The 19409-nt window shown below is 64.7% G+C and carries 19 protein-coding genes, 1 pseudogene and 1 riboswitch; of the genes and pseudogenes, 12 read left to right on the top strand and 8 right to left on the bottom strand.

What is annotated here, in order from left to right; all coding sequences use genetic code 11:
* Nucleotides 1-27: 27 nt before the first annotated feature.
* From ACGFNJ_RS16355 to ACGFNJ_RS16340, 4 genes are all read right to left on the bottom strand, one after another.
* A complete protein-coding gene (locus ACGFNJ_RS16355) occupies nucleotides 28-471 on the bottom strand; it encodes a TIGR03618 family F420-dependent PPOX class oxidoreductase (RefSeq protein WP_393448050.1) in 444 nt (147 codons plus the stop codon).
* Between the two features lie 279 nt (nucleotides 472-750).
* Nucleotides 751-1131 carry a hypothetical protein gene (locus ACGFNJ_RS16350; RefSeq protein WP_393448048.1) on the bottom strand — a complete coding sequence of 127 codons (381 nt, stop codon included), beginning with the start codon at nucleotides 1129-1131 and terminating at the stop codon, nucleotides 751-753.
* Nucleotides 1118-1477: an antibiotic biosynthesis monooxygenase family protein gene (locus tag ACGFNJ_RS16345; RefSeq protein WP_393448046.1), complete on the bottom strand. Its 360-nt coding sequence runs from the start codon at nucleotides 1475-1477 to the stop codon at nucleotides 1118-1120. The genes ACGFNJ_RS16350 and ACGFNJ_RS16345 overlap by 14 nt, the downstream gene beginning before the upstream one ends.
* 87 nt (nucleotides 1478-1564) lie before the next feature.
* Nucleotides 1565-2011: a 6,7-dimethyl-8-ribityllumazine synthase gene (locus ACGFNJ_RS16340; RefSeq protein WP_393448044.1), complete on the bottom strand. Its 447-nt coding sequence runs from the start codon at nucleotides 2009-2011 to the stop codon at nucleotides 1565-1567.
* 74 nt (nucleotides 2012-2085) lie between these two features.
* A riboswitch (FMN riboswitch) is annotated at nucleotides 2086-2251 on the bottom strand.
* A gap of 320 nt (nucleotides 2252-2571) precedes the next feature.
* Between ACGFNJ_RS16340 and ACGFNJ_RS16335 the strand changes: the two genes are divergently transcribed.
* Nucleotides 2572-3201, top strand: coding sequence for a hypothetical protein (locus ACGFNJ_RS16335; RefSeq protein WP_393448042.1), 630 nt, complete (start codon nucleotides 2572-2574; stop codon nucleotides 3199-3201).
* A gap of 115 nt (nucleotides 3202-3316) precedes the next feature.
* On the top strand, nucleotides 3317-4951 hold the full coding sequence (locus ACGFNJ_RS16330) for a PQQ-binding-like beta-propeller repeat protein (protein WP_393448040.1): 1635 nt from the start codon (nucleotides 3317-3319) through the stop codon (nucleotides 4949-4951).
* Between the two features lie 9 nt (nucleotides 4952-4960).
* On the opposite strand, the gene ACGFNJ_RS16325 is transcribed toward ACGFNJ_RS16330, so the two are convergent.
* Entirely contained in the window at nucleotides 4961-6745 is a 1785-nt protein-coding gene (locus ACGFNJ_RS16325) for an ABC transporter ATP-binding protein (RefSeq protein ID WP_393448038.1), read from the bottom strand.
* Between the two features lie 199 nt (nucleotides 6746-6944).
* Between ACGFNJ_RS16325 and ACGFNJ_RS16320 the strand changes: the two genes are divergently transcribed.
* Genes ACGFNJ_RS16320 through ACGFNJ_RS16310 form a run of 3 tightly spaced genes read left to right on the top strand, consistent with a single transcriptional unit; the run spans nucleotide 6945 to nucleotide 9949 of the window.
* Nucleotides 6945-7583, top strand: a complete 639-nt coding sequence (locus tag ACGFNJ_RS16320) for a TetR/AcrR family transcriptional regulator (RefSeq protein ID WP_393448036.1) — start codon at nucleotides 6945-6947, stop codon at nucleotides 7581-7583.
* Complete coding sequence (locus ACGFNJ_RS16315; protein ID WP_393448034.1) at nucleotides 7573-9102, top strand: flavin-containing monooxygenase; 1530 nt, start codon at nucleotides 7573-7575, stop codon at nucleotides 9100-9102. The genes ACGFNJ_RS16320 and ACGFNJ_RS16315 overlap by 11 nt, the downstream gene beginning before the upstream one ends.
* Nucleotides 9103-9127: 25 nt before the next feature.
* Entirely contained in the window at nucleotides 9128-9949 is an 822-nt protein-coding gene (locus ACGFNJ_RS16310) for a mycofactocin-coupled SDR family oxidoreductase (protein ID WP_393448032.1), read from the top strand.
* Nucleotides 9950-10063: 114 nt separating this feature from the next.
* Here the strand turns inward: ACGFNJ_RS16310 and ACGFNJ_RS16305 are convergent, their stop codons facing one another.
* The gene (locus ACGFNJ_RS16305) at nucleotides 10064-11197 is read right to left on the bottom strand and encodes an AbrB family transcriptional regulator (protein ID WP_393448030.1); all 1134 of its coding nucleotides are present in this window, start codon (nucleotides 11195-11197) and stop codon (nucleotides 10064-10066) included.
* A 557-nt stretch (nucleotides 11198-11754) separates the two neighbouring features.
* Between ACGFNJ_RS16305 and ACGFNJ_RS16300 the strand changes: the two genes are divergently transcribed.
* Both ACGFNJ_RS16300 and ACGFNJ_RS16295 read left to right on the top strand, forming a co-directional pair.
* Complete coding sequence (locus ACGFNJ_RS16300; protein WP_393448028.1) at nucleotides 11755-13140, top strand: matrixin family metalloprotease; 1386 nt, start codon at nucleotides 11755-11757, stop codon at nucleotides 13138-13140.
* Between the two features lie 246 nt (nucleotides 13141-13386).
* Complete coding sequence (locus ACGFNJ_RS16295; RefSeq protein ID WP_393448026.1) at nucleotides 13387-13644, top strand: hypothetical protein; 258 nt, start codon at nucleotides 13387-13389, stop codon at nucleotides 13642-13644.
* A 36-nt stretch (nucleotides 13645-13680) separates the two neighbouring features.
* Here the strand turns inward: ACGFNJ_RS16295 and ACGFNJ_RS16290 are convergent, their stop codons facing one another.
* Nucleotides 13681-14553, bottom strand: coding sequence for a lipase family alpha/beta hydrolase (locus ACGFNJ_RS16290; protein ID WP_393448024.1), 873 nt, complete (start codon nucleotides 14551-14553; stop codon nucleotides 13681-13683).
* 265 nt (nucleotides 14554-14818) lie between these two features.
* On the opposite strand from ACGFNJ_RS16290, the gene ACGFNJ_RS16285 reads away from it, so the two are divergent.
* On the top strand, nucleotides 14819-15337 hold the full coding sequence (locus tag ACGFNJ_RS16285) for a phenolic acid decarboxylase (protein ID WP_393448022.1): 519 nt from the start codon (nucleotides 14819-14821) through the stop codon (nucleotides 15335-15337).
* A gap of 42 nt (nucleotides 15338-15379) precedes the next feature.
* Here ACGFNJ_RS16285 and ACGFNJ_RS16280 read toward each other — a convergent pair whose 3' ends face one another.
* Nucleotides 15380-16096 (bottom strand): TetR/AcrR family transcriptional regulator, encoded by a 717-nt coding sequence (locus tag ACGFNJ_RS16280; protein ID WP_393448020.1) that lies wholly within the window; start codon nucleotides 16094-16096, stop codon nucleotides 15380-15382.
* 127 nt (nucleotides 16097-16223) lie between these two features.
* On the opposite strand from ACGFNJ_RS16280, the gene ACGFNJ_RS16275 reads away from it, so the two are divergent.
* The 4 genes and pseudogenes from ACGFNJ_RS16275 to ACGFNJ_RS16260 all read left to right on the top strand — a co-directional run bounded on the left by ACGFNJ_RS16275 (nucleotide 16224) and on the right by ACGFNJ_RS16260 (nucleotide 19389).
* On the top strand, nucleotides 16224-17078 hold the full coding sequence (locus ACGFNJ_RS16275) for an amidohydrolase family protein (protein ID WP_393448018.1): 855 nt from the start codon (nucleotides 16224-16226) through the stop codon (nucleotides 17076-17078).
* A 226-nt stretch (nucleotides 17079-17304) separates the two neighbouring features.
* Nucleotides 17305-18510 carry an amidohydrolase family protein gene (locus tag ACGFNJ_RS16270; protein ID WP_393448016.1) on the top strand — a complete coding sequence of 402 codons (1206 nt, stop codon included), beginning with the start codon at nucleotides 17305-17307 and terminating at the stop codon, nucleotides 18508-18510.
* Nucleotides 18511-18687: 177 nt separating this feature from the next.
* Nucleotides 18688-19217: pseudogene (locus tag ACGFNJ_RS16265) on the top strand (DUF6879 family protein).
* Nucleotides 19177-19389 (top strand): DUF6879 family protein, encoded by a 213-nt coding sequence (locus ACGFNJ_RS16260; RefSeq protein ID WP_393449985.1) that lies wholly within the window; start codon nucleotides 19177-19179, stop codon nucleotides 19387-19389. The pseudogene ACGFNJ_RS16265 and the gene ACGFNJ_RS16260 overlap by 41 nt, the downstream one beginning before the upstream one ends.
* Nucleotides 19390-19409: the final 20 nt, after the last annotated feature.

Genomic DNA, 19409 nt, shown 5'->3' with positions numbered 1-19409 from the left:
CCTTGTCTCAGTTAGTCTTTCGTACCGTCAGCCGTTGCCGTAGACGCGGTCCGGGACGACGAGAACGACGGCGCGACGTTCGGCGGCCATGACGCGGTCGTATTCGTCCCAGTCGTCGTGCGTGCCACCCGCCGCCGTGAACACCTCGCGCAGCAGCTGTCGCAACCGTTCGGCGTCGATATCGGGCACCGGGTCGTCGGGACCCACGATCCACACCGACCCCTCGACCGCAGCCCAAGCCCACCCGACCCGCACGACGACAGTCATCCGCGCCCGAGCCCGAAGATTGTCCAACTTCCGTGTGCCACTACGAATTACCATGCCAACCACGGATTCACCCGTCAGCGGGTGCGCCAACACGCCCGCATTGACGAGCGAGGACTGAACCGTGCCATCCGCCCGCGAAGTCGACACGACACACAGCCCGTGATCGCCCCTGATCAACCGAGCAAAGTCCGCGATATCACTCACCACCGAAGTCTACGGCCAGCACCTGAACCACCCCCGCCACGGACCAGCGTTCACTCGTCCACATCGACGGATCTCAGGCACAATTGCCGAGATACACTGCTGGACAAGTGATCAGGAGGCAATGGCGTAACTGGCCTCTCGACCGATGCCGCCCACAGCGCCTCCTGATCAACCGACCAAGAAATGGATCCGTGGGCGACCTCGATACTGGTCGCAGATTGTCCGTATATCGGCTAGCTCCGGATGTGCGCGTTCGGTGCGGTGGCGTTGACCTGCGGCTCAGACGACCGGATCGTGTCGGGTCCACGGCTCGCCGACGGCGGAGCGGGTTCCATGCGCGCCCGGAACGAGGTCGAGCACATCCATCAAGGTCGGGTCCTCGTCGATGGCGTGGTGCAGGTGCCCGATGTGACCCTCGTTCCCAGCACCGGTAGATCCGATCAGCTGCCACAGTCCGTCATCGTCGTCGTGGCTGACCAGCAGGACCGGCTCCTGCTTCTCGAAGACCTCGCCAGTCTGTATGCATCGCGTACCCAGCAGCCAATGCCGCATCCACCAAGCTTGCGGATCGCGTTCCATCACATGGTCGACCACCCACCAGATGAACGGCAGGTCCCCGTGGGCGCGCCTGAGTTGCGGCAGCCCGCTACGACGCATCATCTTGGGTGACTCGGGAGAAAGAGTATTCCCGCTCGACTCGGGCGACTTCGACCGTATAGCTCTGGTACCAACGCTCTTTGCCGAGCCGCTGCGCCTCGAGGTGCTCCAGGTCGGCCTTCCAAGCGCGGATGGATTCCTCGTCGCGGTAGTAGATGATCGACAAGTCTCGCCCCTCGCTGTCGCTCATGCCTTGCCTGCCGAGATAACCGGGCTGCTTGGCGCCGAGTTCGGTCATGCGGGTGGACATTTCCCGATAGTCGGGACTCTCCTCGCCTCGAAGTTGCGTGGTGATGATGACGGCGTAGTAAGGCGGCTGAGGACGGTCGAGCGAGGGCGAAGATTCCACGATGGCGAATCTAGCGGAGCCGGCCCCGTCGGCTGACCGGGGGCGAATCCCTGCCCCGGCATCGGATCCGGGGCAGGGATGGCTGGGTCAGACGGCGACACCGTCCAGGCTCAACGTCGCTGCGATGGCGTTGGCCAGCTCGGCACCCTTGATGTCGAAGTGACGGGCGAAATACGCCAGGTGCTCGCCGTGCTCATGGAAGTTGTGTGGCGTCAGAACTGCCGAGAACACCGGCACATCGGTGTCGATCTGCACGCGCATGAGCGCGTCCACCACGGTCGCGGCCACGAAATCGTGGCGATAGATGCCGCCGTCGACCACCAACGCGCAGCCCGCGAGCGCGGCATATCGACCGCTGGTCGCCAATCTCTTGATACGCAAAGGGATTTCGAAGGCGCCAGGAACCTCGATCAGGTCGATCTCGGTGAATCCGCACTCCTCGAGACCGGCCCGGCACGCGACCACCGCCCGGTCGACGATGTCGGCGTGCCAGCGCGCAGCAACCAAACCGATGCGATTCGAATTGGGTGACATGTTTCCTCCGTTCGCTATGTCACCCAGGGCATGACAAACGCGAACAGGAGACACCGCACGGATGCACTCCGACGCCGCGTTCTCTTTCATCCGGACTGTGACCGTCGGCTCCGGGATCACACCGGAATCTGCTGGACCCACCGCAGCAATGATTGCGATGGCGCTCGCGGGCTCGTACATCCGGACCACCCGGATGTCATCACCGCCGGTGGGGAATTCCACCCCGCCCTGAGAACGTGTACAGCAGCGACCGTACCAAGGCGGCCGAAGCGCACGCAACGACCGGGCTTGCCGCGCACCCGCGCGCTGACCCCGGGAACCGCCCTGTGCCGCAGTTAACATCCAGCATGACTTGCGGGCAGCGCCTCGCCGACTTACGTTTGGCCATATATTCATACGAAATCGCTATTGTCAGCGAGGGTGAGCGACGCCGTCGGCATGTCGGCACACCCCCGATCTGATATGCGGTACCGCCGTGTCAGCCGGCCTAGTCGAGGGTATGTGTGCGCATGAATGGACCGACGAAATTCATTGCGGTGGCGGCATGTACGGCTGCAGTCATGGCGGGCACACTTACCACGGCGCAGGCCGAACCCGAACAGGCAGGCATCAACTACACGGTGCAGGCCGTGGGCAAAGCGTTGACCCTCACCACCGATTCCGGTTCGCTCGATACCGCCGACGACCGGCTCGAGATCCGAGACGATAGCGGCAACCTGATGGCCGCCTACCCTCTCGGCTACTACCGAGACAACCAGCGCTGGCCGATCGCCGCCCGGATCGACGGCAACACCGCGACGCTCACCCCCAGCGTCGACCCCGCCAGTGCAACCCCGGCCCCCGGTGTCACCGACCAGTTGAACAACGTCGCGCTGGACCCGACCTCTCCCGGTTTCAGCACCGCGTTGTCGACCTTCTCCACCATCGTTGGCATCGGCAGCGCGTTGGGCACGATCATCGGCACCCTCGTCGGCGCTTCCCTCGGCTGCCTCGTCGGCGGCATCCTGGTCGGCGGCGCCGCCACCGTGCCCACCTTCGGCGTGCTCACCATCCCCGGCTTCCTCGGCGGCTGCATCGTCACCGCCATCCCCGGCGCCGCCTTAGGCGCCATAGTGGGGACCATCGTCTTCGGCGTCCCTGCGGTCATCATTGGCGGCGTCCTGCTCGCCGGCACCCTCGGCGCCATGTAGGGCGCAATCTGCCGGTTCTCGACGACCCGACCCGCCGACAACACCAGCCCCCCACGTAGACAACATCTTCGATCCGCCTGAAATCCGGCCACCGGAGTGGCAGGCTTGTCTGACCATGAACGGGAAGACCCAGGCAAAGATCTTCGCGGCGTTGGCATTCGGACTGCGGAAGACATCGTTCCTGCGCATCCCGATCCTGGTCGCCGCGGCGATCCTACTGCTGCCGACCGCCAGCGTCGCGCAACCTGTTGGCGCCAACGGTGATTGGCCGATGTGGCAGTTCGATCTCGCCGGCTCCCGGCACAATCCGAACGAGACCGCCCTCACCCCTGCCACCGTCGGATCGTTGCAGTTGAAGTGGGCGTTCGCCTTCCCCGATGCGATCGCCGCGTCCAGCCAGCCCGCCGTCGTGGACGGCACGGTGTACGTCGGCGGCCGCAACGGAACGTTTTATGCGCTGGACGCCACCACCGGCGCAACCCGATGGTCGTTTCAAGCCGAGACGCCACTCGGCGGAAACCTCCCGACCTACGGATTGCGCAACGGTCCAGCGGTCGCCGACGGCATGGTCTATTTCGGCGACAACTCGGCCAGGATGTGGGCCCTCGACGCGCAGACCGGCGCCCAGCGCTGGGTCCGCAAGCTGGACGACCATCCGCACGCGATCATCACCGGGTCTCCCCTGGTGTTCGACGGTCACGTCTATGTGGGTGTGTCCAGTCAGGAACTAGGCGCCGCCACCGTCGATCTCTACCGGTGCTGCACCTTCCGAGGCAGCGTGGTTGCGCTCGACGCCGCGACCGGCGGCGTGCAATGGCAGCACTACACGATCCCGCCAGCGGAGCCCACCCCGAGCGGCTCGCCGCCGTTCGCTCCGAGCGGCGCGCCGGTCTGGTCGTCGCAGACGATCCATCCGGCGACGCGCACGCTGTATTACACCGCGGGCAACCCCTACACGGGTTATCCCGAAGGGGCAGAAGCGATCAGCGCGCTCGACCTCGATACCGGAACCACCCGGTGGGTCCGCAGGATGACCCCGGGGGACGCTCCGTGGAACGGCCGCTGCGCGTACCCACCGCCGGCGGGCAACTGCCCCGACCCCGGCCACGATTTCGACTTCGGTTCGCAGCCAAACATTTTCGAGATCGGTGATCGCCTGGTCGTCGGCGCGGGCCAGAAGAGCGGTGTCTACCACCTGCTCGACGCCACCACCGGCGAGATCATCTGGCAGACCAGGTTGAACACGCCGATACCTGCGCTGCCCATCCCCGGCTCGGAGTCGCTGCAGGGCATCCAGTGGGGTGCCAGCTATGACGGCCAGCGCCTGTACGTCGCCACCTATCAGGGCACGCCGGGCACCCTGTTCGCGTTGCAGCCCGCCACCGGCGAGGTCATCTGGAGCACACCGAATCCCGCGCACGGTTGCTTCTTCGATCCACCGCCGATACCGATGCTTCCGCTCTGCCAGCTCGCCATGCCGAACGCCGTCACCACCACACCCGGCCTGGTTTACGAGGGCAGCCTGGACGGCAAGATGCGAATCTTCTCCGCCGAGAGTGGCGCCATCCTTTGGGAATACAACACCGCACGGCCCTTCCACACCGTGAACGGGGTGCCCGGCGTCGGCGGCGGGATCAACGGCCACGGCGCGGTCGTCTCGAACGGAATGCTGTTCACCAATTCCGGTTACGGCCGCCAGATCACCACCGGTATGCCCGGCAATGTCCTGCTTGCCTTCGGTCTGCCATGAACCGCCGCGCTACCGCCTCGATATCGCGTCGTCACCGAGGAATCCACCGGACTGGTGCCGCCACAGCTGTGCGTATGTTCCTTCCGCACAGAGCAATTCCTCGTGTGTCCCCTCTTCGAGGACGCGTCCGTGGTCGAGTACGACCAGCCGGTCCATGCCCGCTACCGTGCTGAGCCGGTGCGCGACGACCAGTGCGGTGCGCCCTTCCATCACCTCCCAGAGCGCTTGCTGCACAAGCACTTCGCTTTCCGAGTCGAGGGCGCTGGTGGCCTCGTCCAGCAGCAGAACAGGCGCGTCCCGCAGGATGGCCCTGGCGAGCGCGACCCGTTGACGTTGGCCACCGGACAGTTTCACGCCGCGCTCGCCGATGAGCGTCGCCATGCCCTGCGGCAGTGCGTCCGCGAATTCGGTGACGTGCGCGGCCTTGGCGGCCCGCAGGATCTCCTCGTCGGTGGCGTCGGGGCGCGCGAAGCGGATGTTCTCGCTCAGCGTGCGGTGAAACATGGCCGGATCCTGTGGCACGTAAGCGATCAGCTTGCGCAGATCCGCCTGCCGCAGCCGGGTGATGTCCTGCCCGCCGAGGCGGATGGTGCCGGATTGGATATCCATCAACCGCAGCAGCAGTTGGGTGATGGTGGTCTTGCCGCCACCGGAGCGGCCGACCAGACCCACCTTGGCGCCGCTCGGCACATGCAGATCCAATCCGCGGAACAGCGGCCGCGCACCGCTGTGCGTGAAATCCACCTTCTCGAACCGCACGTCGAAGCCCTTGGGCCGCACCGATTCCGGCTGCTCGGTATCGAGCACCGTCGGTTTGTCCAGCAGCAGCTCGGTGAATTGCGCCGCCTCGGTGAGCACCGTCTCCAGCCGCCGGTAGATCTGGTTGAACCGGAACATGATCGTGGTGGCGTTGAAGTAGTAGGTGAACGCCACCACAATGGCCTCGACCCCGGCATTCCCGCCGCTGAGGCCGAGGGCGATCAGCAGGCCGATCACGTTGGTGAGCACCACAAGCGGCGCCACCAGCGTGTCGATCCGCAGGTTCGCGTAATCCCAGGAGCGCAATGATTTTCGTCGCGCCGAAGCGACTCGGCGCTGATGCTCAGCCGCCTCCTGCGGCTCGGCGGCGAAGGCGCGCACGACCTGCATATTCGACAGGCTGTCGGCCACATGACCGGAAACCTGCGCGATGGCGGCTTCCCTGTCGTCGACGAGCCGCTGGCGGCGCTGGATCAATGGCGCGATGATCAGACCGGTCACCACGATCATCCCCATCAGCACGATGACGAGCATGGGGTCGTAGCGCCACAACACCACCGAGGCGAAAACCAGTGGGACCAGCGCCGCCATGATCTCGAAGGAGAGGGTGTCCACGAACTGTTCGAACCGAGCCGCGAAGCTGAGCGAGCGCTTCGTCAGCGAACCGGCGAAATTGTTGTGGAAGAACGCCGCGTCCTTGGCCAGCAGCTCGTCCATGGCGACCACGTACAGGTGCTCGATACCGTAGGCGTCGACTCGGTTCAGGCAGTGCAGCCCGATGCGCCACAGCAGCTCCGCGAGCAGCAGGGCGCCACCGAAGGCGAGGATGTACGAAGCCAGGGCTTCGAAACTCGTGTCCCCGGTCGCCGCGACCCGGCCGACCATCATGGCGACGATCAGCGGTGCGATGTACAGGTTGCAGATATTGCCGAGCGCAGGCCCGAGTAGCGCCGGAATCGTTATTGCCTTGCGAGCGGCCAGTTCCCGGCCGTAGAAACGCAGCACCAGCTTGAGGGCCGTCGCGCGTGAACTCATGCTCCCCCTCTTCCCTCGAATCAACGAGCGATGCAGGTGAGCAATCATCCCGTGTCCAAGTGGGTCCTGGCCAGCGAATATCCGCCGCCTACCCCCGCCGAGACCGCCTGCGGGCCGAACTCCACAGCGGCTCAACATCTTTCCGGAAGCCGCACGAACCGCCAACGCACCCTTGACGGTTTGAACATTCTGACGCAATATGTTCAACGTGATTAGCACGGCGGAAGAAGCGCCCTGGGGCGATGCGCCCCTCGAGTTGGTGCTCGGCGCGGCGGAATGCGTCCGACGCTTCGGCGTCAACGGATTTCGACTGACCGAGGTCGCCAAGATCGCGGGCGTGTCCAGGGGCACGGTGTACAACGGCTTCGGCGACAAGGAAACCGCGATCAACGCGGGCCTGGCCTACCTGTGCAACGCCTTCATCGAAGGATTGGCGGCAGGTGTTCGACCGTTGCCGACGTTGCGTGCGCAGATCGGCGAGGCCGCGGCGATGATCTACGACCACGTCAAGACGCCGCAGGCGTTCACCCCCGCGCTGCGCACCGAAAGCATCATCGCCACACTGTTGGAACACTATGGCGAGCACCTGTGCCACAGCTGGGCTAGCTTCTGGGCGACCCTGGTCGCGGCCGCTCGAGAACGCGGCGAGGTCGACCCGGCGCTCGATCCGCTGCATGCGGGCGACTGGATCGTGCGTGTGCTGCTCAGCTTGGAGATCTTGCCGTTCGTCGTGGCCGGATTCACGAACGCGGACGAAGTGCGTTCGCGCACCGCCGAATTCCTGCTGCACGGTCTCGCGCCGCGCGGCGCCGAGAAGGCCGATTCCGATGGCAGGTGAGGACTTCGAGGTCGCGATCATCGGCGCAGGCCCCGGCGGCATCACCGCGGCCCATCACCTACTCCGGTCCGGCATCACCGATTTCGTCATCCTGGAGCGCGCGGGCGATTTCGGCGGCAGCTGGCGCGACAACGCCTATCCGGGCCTTGCTGTCGACGTGCCGACCCTGTTCTATCAGTTCCCGTTCGCGCGTAAGGCCGACTGGACTCGATTGTTCCCCGACGGGCCCGAGATCCAGCGGTACAACCAGCAGGTCGCCGCGGATCTCAACCTGTACAAGTACTTTCGCGGTCACCATGCCGTCGAGCGTGAGGCGTGGGACGACGCGAACAAGGTGTGGGTGCTCGACATCGCCGGAGCGCCGCCGGTCCGCGCCCGCTTCGTCATCAATGCGGTCGGCGGCTACATCAATGCGAAGTCCGCCGACACGATCGCGGGCACCGCGGACTTCCGCGGCACGATATTGCGACCCAACGCCTGGGACCACCGCTATTCGTGGCACGGCAAACGCGTGGCGGTGATCGGCACCGGATCGAGTTCGGTGCAGATCGTGCCCGCGCTCGCGGACACTGCGGCGCAGATCGACGTCTACCAGCGCACGCCCTCGTGGATCCTGCCCAAGCCCAATGTCGCGATATCGCCTCGCGCACAACGCCTTCTGGCACTGCCGGGAGTCATCGCGGCGATCAACACCGCCGCGCTCGCGATCATGGAACTACCACTGCAACTGATCTGCCACGTGCTGCCGCTCCTGCCGCACAGGCTGCTCGCTGCCCTGCTGCCGCAGTACGACCGAATCTGGCGCGGTCTCTATCGACTCCTGTTGCGGAGCAAGGTTTCCGATGAGGCAGCCCGACGTGTCCTTGTCCCCCGCTACGGGATTCTCGCCAAGCGTCCCGTGCTGTCGAGCACCTTTCTCACGGTGCTCGAATCACCCTCGGCCGCCTTGATCGCGGACCCGATCGCGCGGATCACGGCCGACGGCATTCGCACCGCCGACGGCACGAGCCGCACCTACGACCTCATCGTCCTGGCAACGGGATACGAGCTGTTCACCGACCCGGAAACCTATCGACCAGGAACGACGCTCGGCCCCAACGGTTTCGACCTGGCCGACGACTACCGCCGCAACGGCTTGCGTAGCTACGGCGGCAGCGCCCACCCCGGCCTGCCCAATCGCTGGTCCCTGATCGCGCCGCAAGGCAATGTCGGTTTCGCCTGGCACACCACCATCGACCTCACCGCACGCCACGCGGCGCGCGTCATCGCCGAGGCCAAGCGCCGCAAAGCCGCGGTGGCACAGGTGCGTACCGCGGCGTTCGACCGCTGGGTGCGCAAGATGCGCCGACGCGGGAAGGTCATCAGCACCTACACCGTCGACTGCAATCCCGGGCTGCGCAGCTATTACGTCAACTCACACGGCGAAGCGCTTTACTACCGTCCGCAAACGCTAAGCGGCGCAGTGTGGTTCAGCAGGTACTCGTCGTTCGACGACTACACGTTCACCGCGAACCACTGAATCCATCGAGAATCGAGGCACCATCATGTCCACGACCACACTCACCGGCAAGGTCGCCGTGGTGACCGGAGCCGCTCGGGGACAGGGACGTTCGCACGCGGTCCGGCTGGCGCGTGCAGGCGCCGACATCGTCGCCATCGACGTCTGCGCGCAGACCGCGAAATTCAGCGGCTATCCGCTCGCCGAGCCCGAGGACCTGGCCGAAACCGCGCGCCTGGTCGAGGCGGAAGGACGCAAGATCCTGACCAAGCAGGTCGATGTGCGCGACCTCGCAGGCCAGCAGGCGGCGGTCGCCGACACCATCGCCGTGTTCGGCCGCCTCGATATCGTCATCGCCAATGCGGGCGTGTGCAGTTGGGGCAGGCTCTGGGAGATCTCGGCCGAGCAGTTCCAGGAAGCCATCGACATCAATCTGGTCGGCGTGTGGAACACTGTGAAGGCGACGGTGCCCGCGATGATCGAGGCGGGCAACGGCGGATCGATCGTCACGGTCAGCTCTTCGGCGGGCGTCAAGGCGCCGCCGGGCTGCGGCCATTACGCCGCAAGCAAATTCGGCGTCGTCGGCCTGACCAAGTCGCTCGCGGTCGAGCTGAGCGAGTACGGCATCCGAGTGAACACCGTGCTGCCCTATGGCACCAACACCCCACTCGGCACCGACACGTCGATGTACGCGATGTTCGAGCAGCACCCCGGCTTCGTCTACAGCTACCCGCCGAACCTGTTGAAGACCGACGGACTCGTTGAGCCGGAAGAGATCTCGGAGGCCGTGGTCTGGCTGGCCAGTGACTCCGCAGGGGTGATCACCGGGGCGCAGATACCCGTGGACAAAGGCTTTCTGGCCAGGTAGCCACCCACGCCGGCCACGATCGTCGACAGCGTCGCGATGATCTTCGCCCCGAACATGTTCGGCCACAACGGCGTTCACGGCGCCGCGACGAACTGGCCGAACAGATCGGCGCAGTCAGCCGCCGACAGTCACGTGCGGCCGCGGCGCGGCCTCTCGCGCGGAGAGCCTGCGCAGCAGTCGCAATAGCAGCGGGAGGCTGAGCATCACGAGGATCAGTCGCACGCTTTGCACCGTGGTGATCAGCGCCATGTCTGCGTTCATGTCCCCCGCGACGGCCAGTACGGCGTTGATACCGCCGGGCGTGGTTGCCAAATAGACATCGGACGGTTCGAGCCCCACCAACGCCGCCACGCCGACCGCCAGCGCACCGACAGCGGCCGACAGCGTCGCAATGGCCGCGATCATGGCGGGGATCATCCGCGCCATCGCGGCCACCACTGGCCGAGTGAAGCGCGTGCCGACCTCGAAGCCGATCAACACGAACAGCAGTTCCTGGAACAGGTTTGTCGGTGCGTAATCGCGCGTGAAGCCCACCGCGGTGAACACGGCAGCGGCCAACATCGGCCCGATCAGGTCGGGGCTCGGCAATCGCAGCTTGCGCCCCACCGCGAGCCCGACGAAACCGAGCACCACGGCGATGGACAGGCCCGCGGCCTGATCTTCGCGCGCAACGATCGTCCACCACGGCAGACCTTGATCCGTGCCGATGCCGAACAGCTCCGCGGATCCAGTGTCTACTGGCTTCTCGCCACCAAGCAGTGCGACGACCACCGGGGCGCTGATCGCCACCAGGGCGACGCGCAGGTACTGCATGAACGCCACCTGCCGCGCATCCGCGTCCACCTCGTCGGCCACCACGATGACCGCGGCAGACCCACCGGCCAGGAGTCCGAGGAACGAGGTCGGCAGCCCGACTTTCGCCACCCGCGCGTACCCGATCGACACCAGCACGCCGATCACCGGAGTCATCAGCGTGATCGCCAATACCGGCAACAACGCGCCGCCGAGCGAGGTCAGTAGCGACAGCTGAAGGTAGCTACCCATCAGCACACCCATCATCGCGTGGGTTGCCGTGGACACCCGTTCCGGGAGCGGTGCAGGCAGTCTGCCCGTCATCGCAAGCAGCGCACCGACCACGATCGCCAGCACCATCTGCGGCGCCGGGACGTGTACCCGCTCGAGCAGCTCAGCGGCGACAACGACAGCCGCGAGCAATGGCACCCAAACGACCGCTCGCCACCGTGTCATAGCAATCCATTATTGCCACATCGAGCGAACATGTCGCTAACCGCACGTCACACCTATGAGTCGGGCTGGGCTCCGGCCCCCGTCGCAGCGGGGCCCGGTGGTCCCCATCGCACCGTGGCCGGTGGTCGTCGGCATCGATGCTCGTGGCCGGGGAGCCCGCGGCGAAAACGGCGCAGCGTTTGTGCACGCGCCCAACGATTTCGCCGATCCAATAGCGCACGCCGACCAAGGCTTAAATGCACACTCAGTCAGCTTTAGCACCACTTACATTGTGCGGTAGCGCACCGTTTCCCGAGTACGGTCGAGCGTGCCGATCGACAATTCGACGGATAGCAATTCTCTATCATTCCCCGCTATCGCGAAAACGGCGCCACGTTCCCATGTTATGTACCGGAGGTCTCCACAGCATGCCGAATGCTGCCAATCGTCGCAACTACCGCGGACGGCATCGCGCCGCAAAGTCACCCACGAATGGCACACCCCGACTGTTCGCAACCGTGCTCGCCGGTGCCCTGCTCACACCGGTCGGACTGAGCTTGACGACGACCACCGCCACGGTGGCACAGGCCGCAGGGCTCGGCTTCAAAGCGCCGATCCAGGGGTACGACAAAGATGGCCGAGCCATCATTCATTACAACAATAAGATCAACGATCCCAGTATCGAGAATGCCATCAAGCATCTGAACTCGACCGAGGGTCTCAACATCGTATTCAAGCCCGGCACGGGCAAAGGTGCGATCAATATCAGCCGCGGCCAACTCGGAAATGGTGTCGCTGGTCTAGGCGGAATGGACGCCAGCGGTCCATTCGTCAAAATCGACTCCAATAACAACAGCATGAATTCCGCCGATCGAACCGAGGTCGCCGGACACGAATTGCTGCACTCGATCGGTCTCGATCACGACGACAGCGGCTGCAGCATCATGGCCAGCGTGGTCAACCGATGCAACAGCGGCCCGACGCCGTTGCAGAAGAAGGAGATCAACGAGCTCAACAACATGTACAAGAAGGGCAAGCCGGGCAAGGATTCCGAGAAGCAGGGCGACAAGGACAAGCCAGGCGACAGCGGCAAGAAGCCGGGTGGCAAAGACAAGCCGGGCGATAGCGGCGACAAGCCCGGCGGCAAGGACAAGCCAGGCGATAGCGGCGACAAGCCCGGCGGCAAGGACAAACCGGGCGATAGCGGTAAACAGCCGGGCGGTCCGAAGAAGCCGAAGCAGGACTCCGGCGGCGATGAGTCGAGCCCGTCGGACCAGGACGGCGGTGACGACCAGTCGAGCCCGTCGGACCAGGACTCTGGTGACGACCAGTCGAACCAGCCCGGTATGGACGGCGGCGACGATCAGTCGGATATGGACTCCGGCGGCGACCAGTCGGATATGGATGGCGGCGGCGACCAATCCGACCAGGACGGCGGCGACGACCAATCCGGTGACGGCTTCGATTGGTTCGGAGACAACAAGGACAACGACTCGTCCGACGCAGGCGACCAGTCCGGCGACGACGGCGGCAACCCATTCGGCGATCTCTTCGGCGGCGACAGCGACGGCGGCGGCGACCAGTCCGGTGACGACGGCGGTAATCCGTTCGGCGATCTGTTCGGCGGCGATCAATCCGGCGGTGACTCCGATAGCAGCAATCCGTTCGGCGACCTTTCCGGCGGCGACTCCGACAGCGGCAGCAACCCCTTCGGTGATCTCTTCGGTGGCGACAGCGACAGCAGCAGCCCGTTCGGTGGTGACAGCGACCCGTTCGGCGGTGGCGACCTCTTCGGCGGTGGCGACAGCGACCCGTTCGGCGGCGGCGACCTCTTCGGCGGCGGTGGCGGCGGCGACAGTTTCGATTGGTTCGGCGGCGGGGGCGGCGGCCAAGACATGTTCGGCGGCGGATTGGGCGACCTCGCCGATATGGGCGGCGGCTTCAACGGCGGCGGCCTGTTCTAACCGATAGCAGCGGCAACCCACCGCGATGTCGCCGCGCGAGCGGGTCTCGACGTTCGTGACAACACCTGCGCCCGTGGCGGATTCGATATCACTCACCGAGTAGTGACGAATCCGCCACGGGGCCGCCGCCAAGGCACCACCTCGCCGCCGTCCAGCGTCGAGTACATATGAGCCAGGTCACACCACAGGCGGGTTGACTATGATTCACGGGCGTAGCAAGCTGCACTACAGCCCCATAGCAAATCTTTGGCAAACTTCATCGAATGGCAGCAGACACAGCGAATACCGAAGGAGCCCGAGAATGATCGAGCCTGGCATGGTAGCGGTGTCGCCGTGAAGGAATTCCGCGCGCAGGGCAGCGAATCGCCTCCGGTCATCCGGCAATGGGCAGTGCAGCGACCGGCGCGGTGGCGACGCGTCCTGATTTTTGCATCCGCCATTTACTGCTCGCTGGTGCTCCTGGTTTTCGCCGTCAGTTTTCTGCTGACGGAATTCCTCCGCTGACTCGACAAGCGCTGACCCGCAACAAGATCAGCCCGATCAGGAGTGTCCACCCAGGATCACCTCGGGAATCCCCGTGCCAAGGGGCACGAACGTGCAAGTCGGCTCCTTGGCGTGCTTCGGATCAAGGATGGCCAGCACCAACTGCTGGACGAACGCGTCGTACACCGTGTGAAAGTGCCCGGTCAGGTCGATCGGGCACTTGTCTTGCAGCACAATGTTTTCCGCACCCGGCCCACGCAGCGCGATGCTGGTGAAGGGCTGGATCATCTCGTCGACGCGGCTGCCTATTGTGGTGTAGCGGACGCCGGGCACGGTGTCACCGCCGGCGTTCAGCTCGCGCATGAAGGGCGTGCCCTGCGCCTGCTGGACCGCGGCGAGCGACGTGAGCTTCTCGTACACACCCCAGAGCGGGGGCACCGCGTTGGCGATCGGCACGAGGCCGTACATGACTCCGCCGTAGCTCGGGGAGGCCAGTCCTACCCAATGCCCGACTTTGGGCGCGCCGCCCAGCTTGTTCGTGTAATACCTTGTGACACTGGCCCCCTGGGAGAATCCGACCAGATCGACCTGTGCCGCACCGGTCGCCGCAAGCACCTGATCGACCAAATCACCGATCTGCCTGGACGACATCCACAAATCCTCGGTGCCATAGGTTTTCGCGCCCGGCTTCCCGCCGTAATTCGGGGCGAACACGCAGAATCCGGCCTGCGCCAGCTGCGGCCCCACGGCAGACCAGTCCGAATACGCGGACGCGTCGGTGCCGTGCGCCAGAATCACCGGACGCGGATGTTCGGCACTCGGCTTGCAATCGAAGTCGTTGGTACCGGTCGGCGTCGCGTTCGGATGGTCTTTCAAATACCACGCCGCAGTCAGGTGTTCGGGTTGCACCGGCCCCGGCTCGGTAGGCACGACCGGTGGTCGATAACCGGCAGGCTGAGCGGGGCTATCGCCCGGGTCAGCGACGGCAACCGCCCCAACGCCCAACACCAGCAGACAGGCCGATCCACCAAGCACCCCCGTACGCACCCATTGTGCGAAACTCCACCCAACGCTCCTTTGACGTTGTTCCATCTCACGATCATTCCGCACCGATGGCGGAATCCAGGCGCAGGACGCGGCCGTTCTGCGTCATCGATCGGAAACCGACGCACGTCCCCGACCAAGGAGACACACAATGGAGACCATATCGAAGGACGACACGACTCAGGATCTGTCGCAGATCGTCGGCAGGCATTTCATTTACACCTACGAGAACGATTGGCGGTACGAGCTCTACGTACGAAACGCAACCACGATCGACTACCGAATCCATGCAGGGATGGTCGGTGGGCGCTGGGTCAAAGGGCAGTTCGTCGACCTCGTCCGGCTCGATTCCGACAACTACAAGATCTCTTGGACCGAACCGACCGGCACCTCGGTCAGCGTGAATATCATGCCGGGCCAACGCCGACTGCATGGCGTGATCTTCTTCCCGCAGTGGATCAAGCAGCACCCGGAGCATTCCGTCTGCTTCCAGAACGAGCACCTGGCGGAAATGGCCGAATACCGCGACCAAGGCCCCACCTATCCGATCTACGTTGTCGCGGCGTTCGCCAAGATCACCTTCGTCGAGGACTGCGGCATCGACAACGACGCCGTCATCGCCTGCGCCCCCGCAGATCTGCCCGCCGACTACCTCGCACGCACCAACTGATCCGGCATCCCGCTGCTCCGCGACAACCGTGGTCGGAAGCCCTCAGGGATTGCTTCTGAGCTTGGCGACCTGGAGCTCGACGGAGTCGAGGAGAACGTCGAGGCCGAGTTCGAAGCGATCGTCGTGGATCGCCTCGGCGAAGTGCGGTAGAGCGGCTGCCAGATGTGGGTAGTCCGCCGGTGCGGCGGCCAGGTATTCGCGTGTTGTCGCCGCGAGGTCACCGGCGCGGGTCCGCTCGTCCAGACCTTGGGTGATGGCTTCGAGTGCGGTGGACCCGAGGACCAGATGGGCGAAGCTGAGATAGGCACGGGCGGCGGTGCGGTCGTCCATCCCGGCGGCTTTGAGGGCACCAAGGCCGAGGTCGACGATGCGGAACTCGGCTTCGCCGCGGGTGACGCGCGCAGCAGCCAACGGCGCCAGGCGCGGATGGGTGAGGTAGGCGCGACGGACGCCGAGTGCGAGCAGGCGCAGTGTGGCGCGCCAGTCCGGTGAGGGCTCGATATCGGCGACGGCTTGGGCGAGCAGCCGATCGGCCAGTGCCAGGAGTAGTTCATCCATGCTGCGAAAATGCCGGTAGATGGCGGTGTGGTCGACGCCGAGATCGGCGCCGAGGGCCCGGATCGTCAGCTTGTCGGGGCCCTTTCGCTCGACCAGTTCCATCGCGGCGTTCAGCAGCACCTCGCGGCTGAGAAAGCGGGATTTAGCGGCGTCTGCTGCCTTCTTGCCCGTCGTATTCGGGGTCCCCTTTTTCGTGGCCACCCTCGCAGTATGTCAGATCGCCCACACAGTTGTCACCAGTGGTGACAACCACGTTGACACCTTTGGTGACGACCTGCATGCTGTGACTGGAAATCTCTTTGCGCATCAGTGATCAAGGAGGGCCGAGATGGTGGTAGACGCTCACTTTCACCTGTGGGATATCTGGCGGCACGACTACCCACATCCCGATGACGCTCGGGTCGAATCGTCGCGACACGTCTTCGGGCCGATGGAGTTCACGGCGGTGACCGCGCCATACCGGATCGAGGCAGCCGTCCTTGTGCAGGAGCTGGCCTCCGCGGAAGAAACCCGCTATCTGCTCGCGCATGCCGTCACGAACCCGATGATCGCCGGTGTCGTCGGTTGGGTCGACCTCACCGCACCCGACGTGGCCGAACAGCTGGCAGCGCTGAATTGCACTGCCTTGACAGGCATTCGGCACCCGGTGTGCGACGAACCCGATCCGCGTTGGCTGCTCCGCGATGACGTCATGTGCGGCCTGCGCGCGGTTGGCGCGGCCGGACTGGCCTATGACCTGCACATCAGCGAACGCGAGATGCCCGCTGCCATCGAGGCAGCCGCCACGCTTCCCGAGACGCGATTCGTGATCGATCACCTCGCCCTCCCCCGGATCGGCGAACGGGCGCGCGATCCCTGGGCGGCACATTTCGATTCACTTGCCACCCTCCCCAACGTCACCGCCAAGTTGTCCGGCCTGATCACCCAGGCGAACTGGACCTCGTGGACGGTCGCCGACCTCGTTCCGTACACGCAACACGCCCTCGAGGCCTTCGGCCCGGACCGCCTGATGTTCGGTTCCGACTGGCCGATCAGCGCCCTGGCCACCCCTTACGAACAAGTCCTCGAGACCACCGACGCTCTCCTCAGCGGCTTGAACCATGCCGAGCGCACCGCCGTCATGGACACCACCGCCCGGCGCGTGTACTGCCTCCCCGCCCGGCACGCGGCGCACACGGAATAGCCCGACCTCGAACCACGACGAATGACCGGACCCGAACCGGTCCGCTGCCGAGGGGACCTCGCCACATCCGGGAACGGCCGGACATCACAGACTTGGAGACCTCATGACCACCAGCTCAGAGCGAAATGTCTTGATCATCAAGAACGTTCGAGTGTTTGACAGCAGAGCAGGCCGGTCGTCGACGCAGCCGCAGGTGGTTGTCGTTCGTGACCACAGAATCGAAGCGGTGCAACCTCTCGGCCCGGTATCGGCAGCAGCGGAGCCAGGCGCCGTCGTGATCGAGGGCGACGGTCGCACGCTCACCCCGGGGTTGATCGATGCGCACTGGCATGGGTTCATGGCCGCCGTGCCCAAGGAGGATCTCGCGACCGCGGATATCGGGTACGCCCATGTACTGGCAGGCAGGACCGCGACACAGACACTGCGGCAAGGGTTCACCACCGTGCGGGACATGGGCGGGCCGGTGTTCGGCCTCAAGCGTGCCATCGACAATGGAAGTATCAGTGGGCCAAGGATTTTCCCGTCCGGAGCGATGATTTCGCAAACTTCCGGCCACGGCGACTTCCGTCCGATCTCCGACCTCCCCAGAGGCCGTACCGGCGGGCGTGGCTTCGCCGAAGTGGCAGGAGTCGGAATCGTCGCGGACGGCACTGCCGAGGTGTTACGCGCCGCCCGTGAACAACTCATGCAGGGAGCCAGTCAGCTCAAAGTCATGGCAGGCGGCGGCGTGGCCTCCGATCACGATCCGCTCGACGTCACCCAATACGACGAAGCCGAACTGCGCGCGGCCGTCGAGGCAGCCGAAAACTGGGGGACCTACGTCGCGGTGCACGCCTACACTCCGCGGTCGGTACAGCAAGCCCTCCGTGCGGGAGCCAAGTCCATCGAACACGGCCAGTTGCTTGACGAAGCCACCGTCGAACTCATGGCAGCACAAGGTGTTTGGTGGAGCCTGCAACCGTTCCTCGACGACGCGGACGCGCCGCCGATGCCACCAGCCAACCGCACCAAGCTGTTACAGATGGTGCGCGGCACCGACAACGCCTACGGTCTGGCCAAGAAATACGGCATGGCCGTCGCCTGGGGAACCGACATCCTCTTCTCCCCCGAACTTGTTGCCCGCCACGGACATCTACTCGCCAAGATGACTCGCTGGTACACCCCCGCCGAGATCTTGACCATGGCCACCGCCACCAACGCCGACCTCCTCGCCCTGTCCGGCCCCCGCAACCCCTACCCCGGCGAACTCGGCGTCATCAAACCCGGCGCCCTAGCCGACCTACTTCTCTTCAACGGCAACCCCCTCGACGACATCACCATGCTCGAACGCCCCGAACAAGCCCTCGCCCTCATCATCAAAGACGGCGCCATCATCAAGAACACCCTCACTGAAAGTCCAACGAGCCGAACGATTCACGCATTCGTACACTGAAATGTGGCACAGCCCAACGCGGGCAGCCGACACTTCATCGCTGCCCACTGTCTTCGTGGCCGTCGAGTTCACCCTCTCTGGACGCCGGTAACCGACCGCGCAGCGCGTGCGCAGATGGACATGTACGAGGATGAACGTGCGTCGAAGTCCCCAAGCTAGGAAGGACGTTCTACGGCAATGCAGCTAGCGCAGGGTGAGGCTTTCAACGACCTGTTCCGGCAGTCCAAGCGGGAAGCATTCCACTTGGAAGTCAGGGACGACTACTACCCGCCCGACTACCCTCCGCTGGCCCGCTTCCTGAACAACGAACCTGACGACTACCAGTGGTTCAGCCATGGCTGCAACTTGTGCGGGAGTCAGTTGGCCGAGGGGTGACGATCAACCGGGCACGAGTCGTCACCGTGCCGCACAACGACTACACCCGCTACGCGAAACATGTCGCCAGGCTCAATGTTGAAGCGGGCGAAGATGTCCGGTACCTCCCACGGCATCTGATCAATCAAGATGATCTGTCTACTGACGACTGGTGGATCTTCGATGACTCGGTTGTTGCGTTCACTGTGTTCGAGCCCGGTGAGAACGGGCGCTGGCTCGGTGGCGCTGTCACCACCGATCCGCAGATCGTCGCCTACATACGAGAAGTGAAGGAGCGAGTCTGGTCACTGGCTGTCCCGCTCGCGCAGTACAACGCCGGAGCGGTCTCCTGACGACTTCTGGTTAATCGACAGCGAACAGGTCGGATTCACGCTGGCCGACCAAGACGGCCGTGCAATCGGCGGTGTTGGCGTCAGCACCGATCCACGGCTTGTTGACTACTGCCGTGACGTGCGGAAGCGGCTCTGGCCCTTGGCAACACCGTATGACAAGTACATACGGTGAGTAGCGCGGCGACGACCTGT

This window comes from Nocardia sp. NPDC049149 (assembly GCF_043197455.1).
Taxonomy (GTDB): Bacteria; Actinomycetota; Actinomycetes; order Mycobacteriales; family Mycobacteriaceae; genus Nocardia.
This window is presented reverse-complemented; position numbering and strand designations above follow the sequence as displayed.

Excerpts from the sequence above, each read along its gene's own strand:
- ACGFNJ_RS16320 (WP_393448036.1), top strand. The coding sequence starts at position 6,945 with ATGTTCAACGTGATTAGCACGGCGGAAGAAGCGCCCTGGGGCGATGCG.
- ACGFNJ_RS16335 (WP_393448042.1), top strand. The coding sequence starts at position 2,572 with ATGGCGGGCACACTTACCACGGCGCAGGCCGAACCCGAACAGGCAGGC.
- ACGFNJ_RS16305 (WP_393448030.1), bottom strand. The coding sequence starts at position 11,197 with ATGACACGGTGGCGAGCGGTCGTTTGGGTGCCATTGCTCGCGGCTGTC.
- ACGFNJ_RS16310 (WP_393448032.1), top strand. The coding sequence starts at position 9,128 with ATGTCCACGACCACACTCACCGGCAAGGTCGCCGTGGTGACCGGAGCC.
- ACGFNJ_RS16325 (WP_393448038.1), bottom strand. The coding sequence starts at position 6,745 with ATGAGTTCACGCGCGACGGCCCTCAAGCTGGTGCTGCGTTTCTACGGC.
- ACGFNJ_RS16285 (WP_393448022.1), top strand. The coding sequence starts at position 14,819 with ATGGAGACCATATCGAAGGACGACACGACTCAGGATCTGTCGCAGATC.
- ACGFNJ_RS16350 (WP_393448048.1), bottom strand. The coding sequence starts at position 1,131 with ATGATGCGTCGTAGCGGGCTGCCGCAACTCAGGCGCGCCCACGGGGAC.
- ACGFNJ_RS16275 (WP_393448018.1), top strand. The coding sequence starts at position 16,224 with ATGGTGGTAGACGCTCACTTTCACCTGTGGGATATCTGGCGGCACGAC.
- ACGFNJ_RS16315 (WP_393448034.1), top strand. The coding sequence starts at position 7,573 with ATGGCAGGTGAGGACTTCGAGGTCGCGATCATCGGCGCAGGCCCCGGC.
- ACGFNJ_RS16340 (WP_393448044.1), bottom strand. The coding sequence starts at position 2,011 with ATGTCACCCAATTCGAATCGCATCGGTTTGGTTGCTGCGCGCTGGCAC.
- ACGFNJ_RS16330 (WP_393448040.1), top strand. The coding sequence starts at position 3,317 with ATGAACGGGAAGACCCAGGCAAAGATCTTCGCGGCGTTGGCATTCGGA.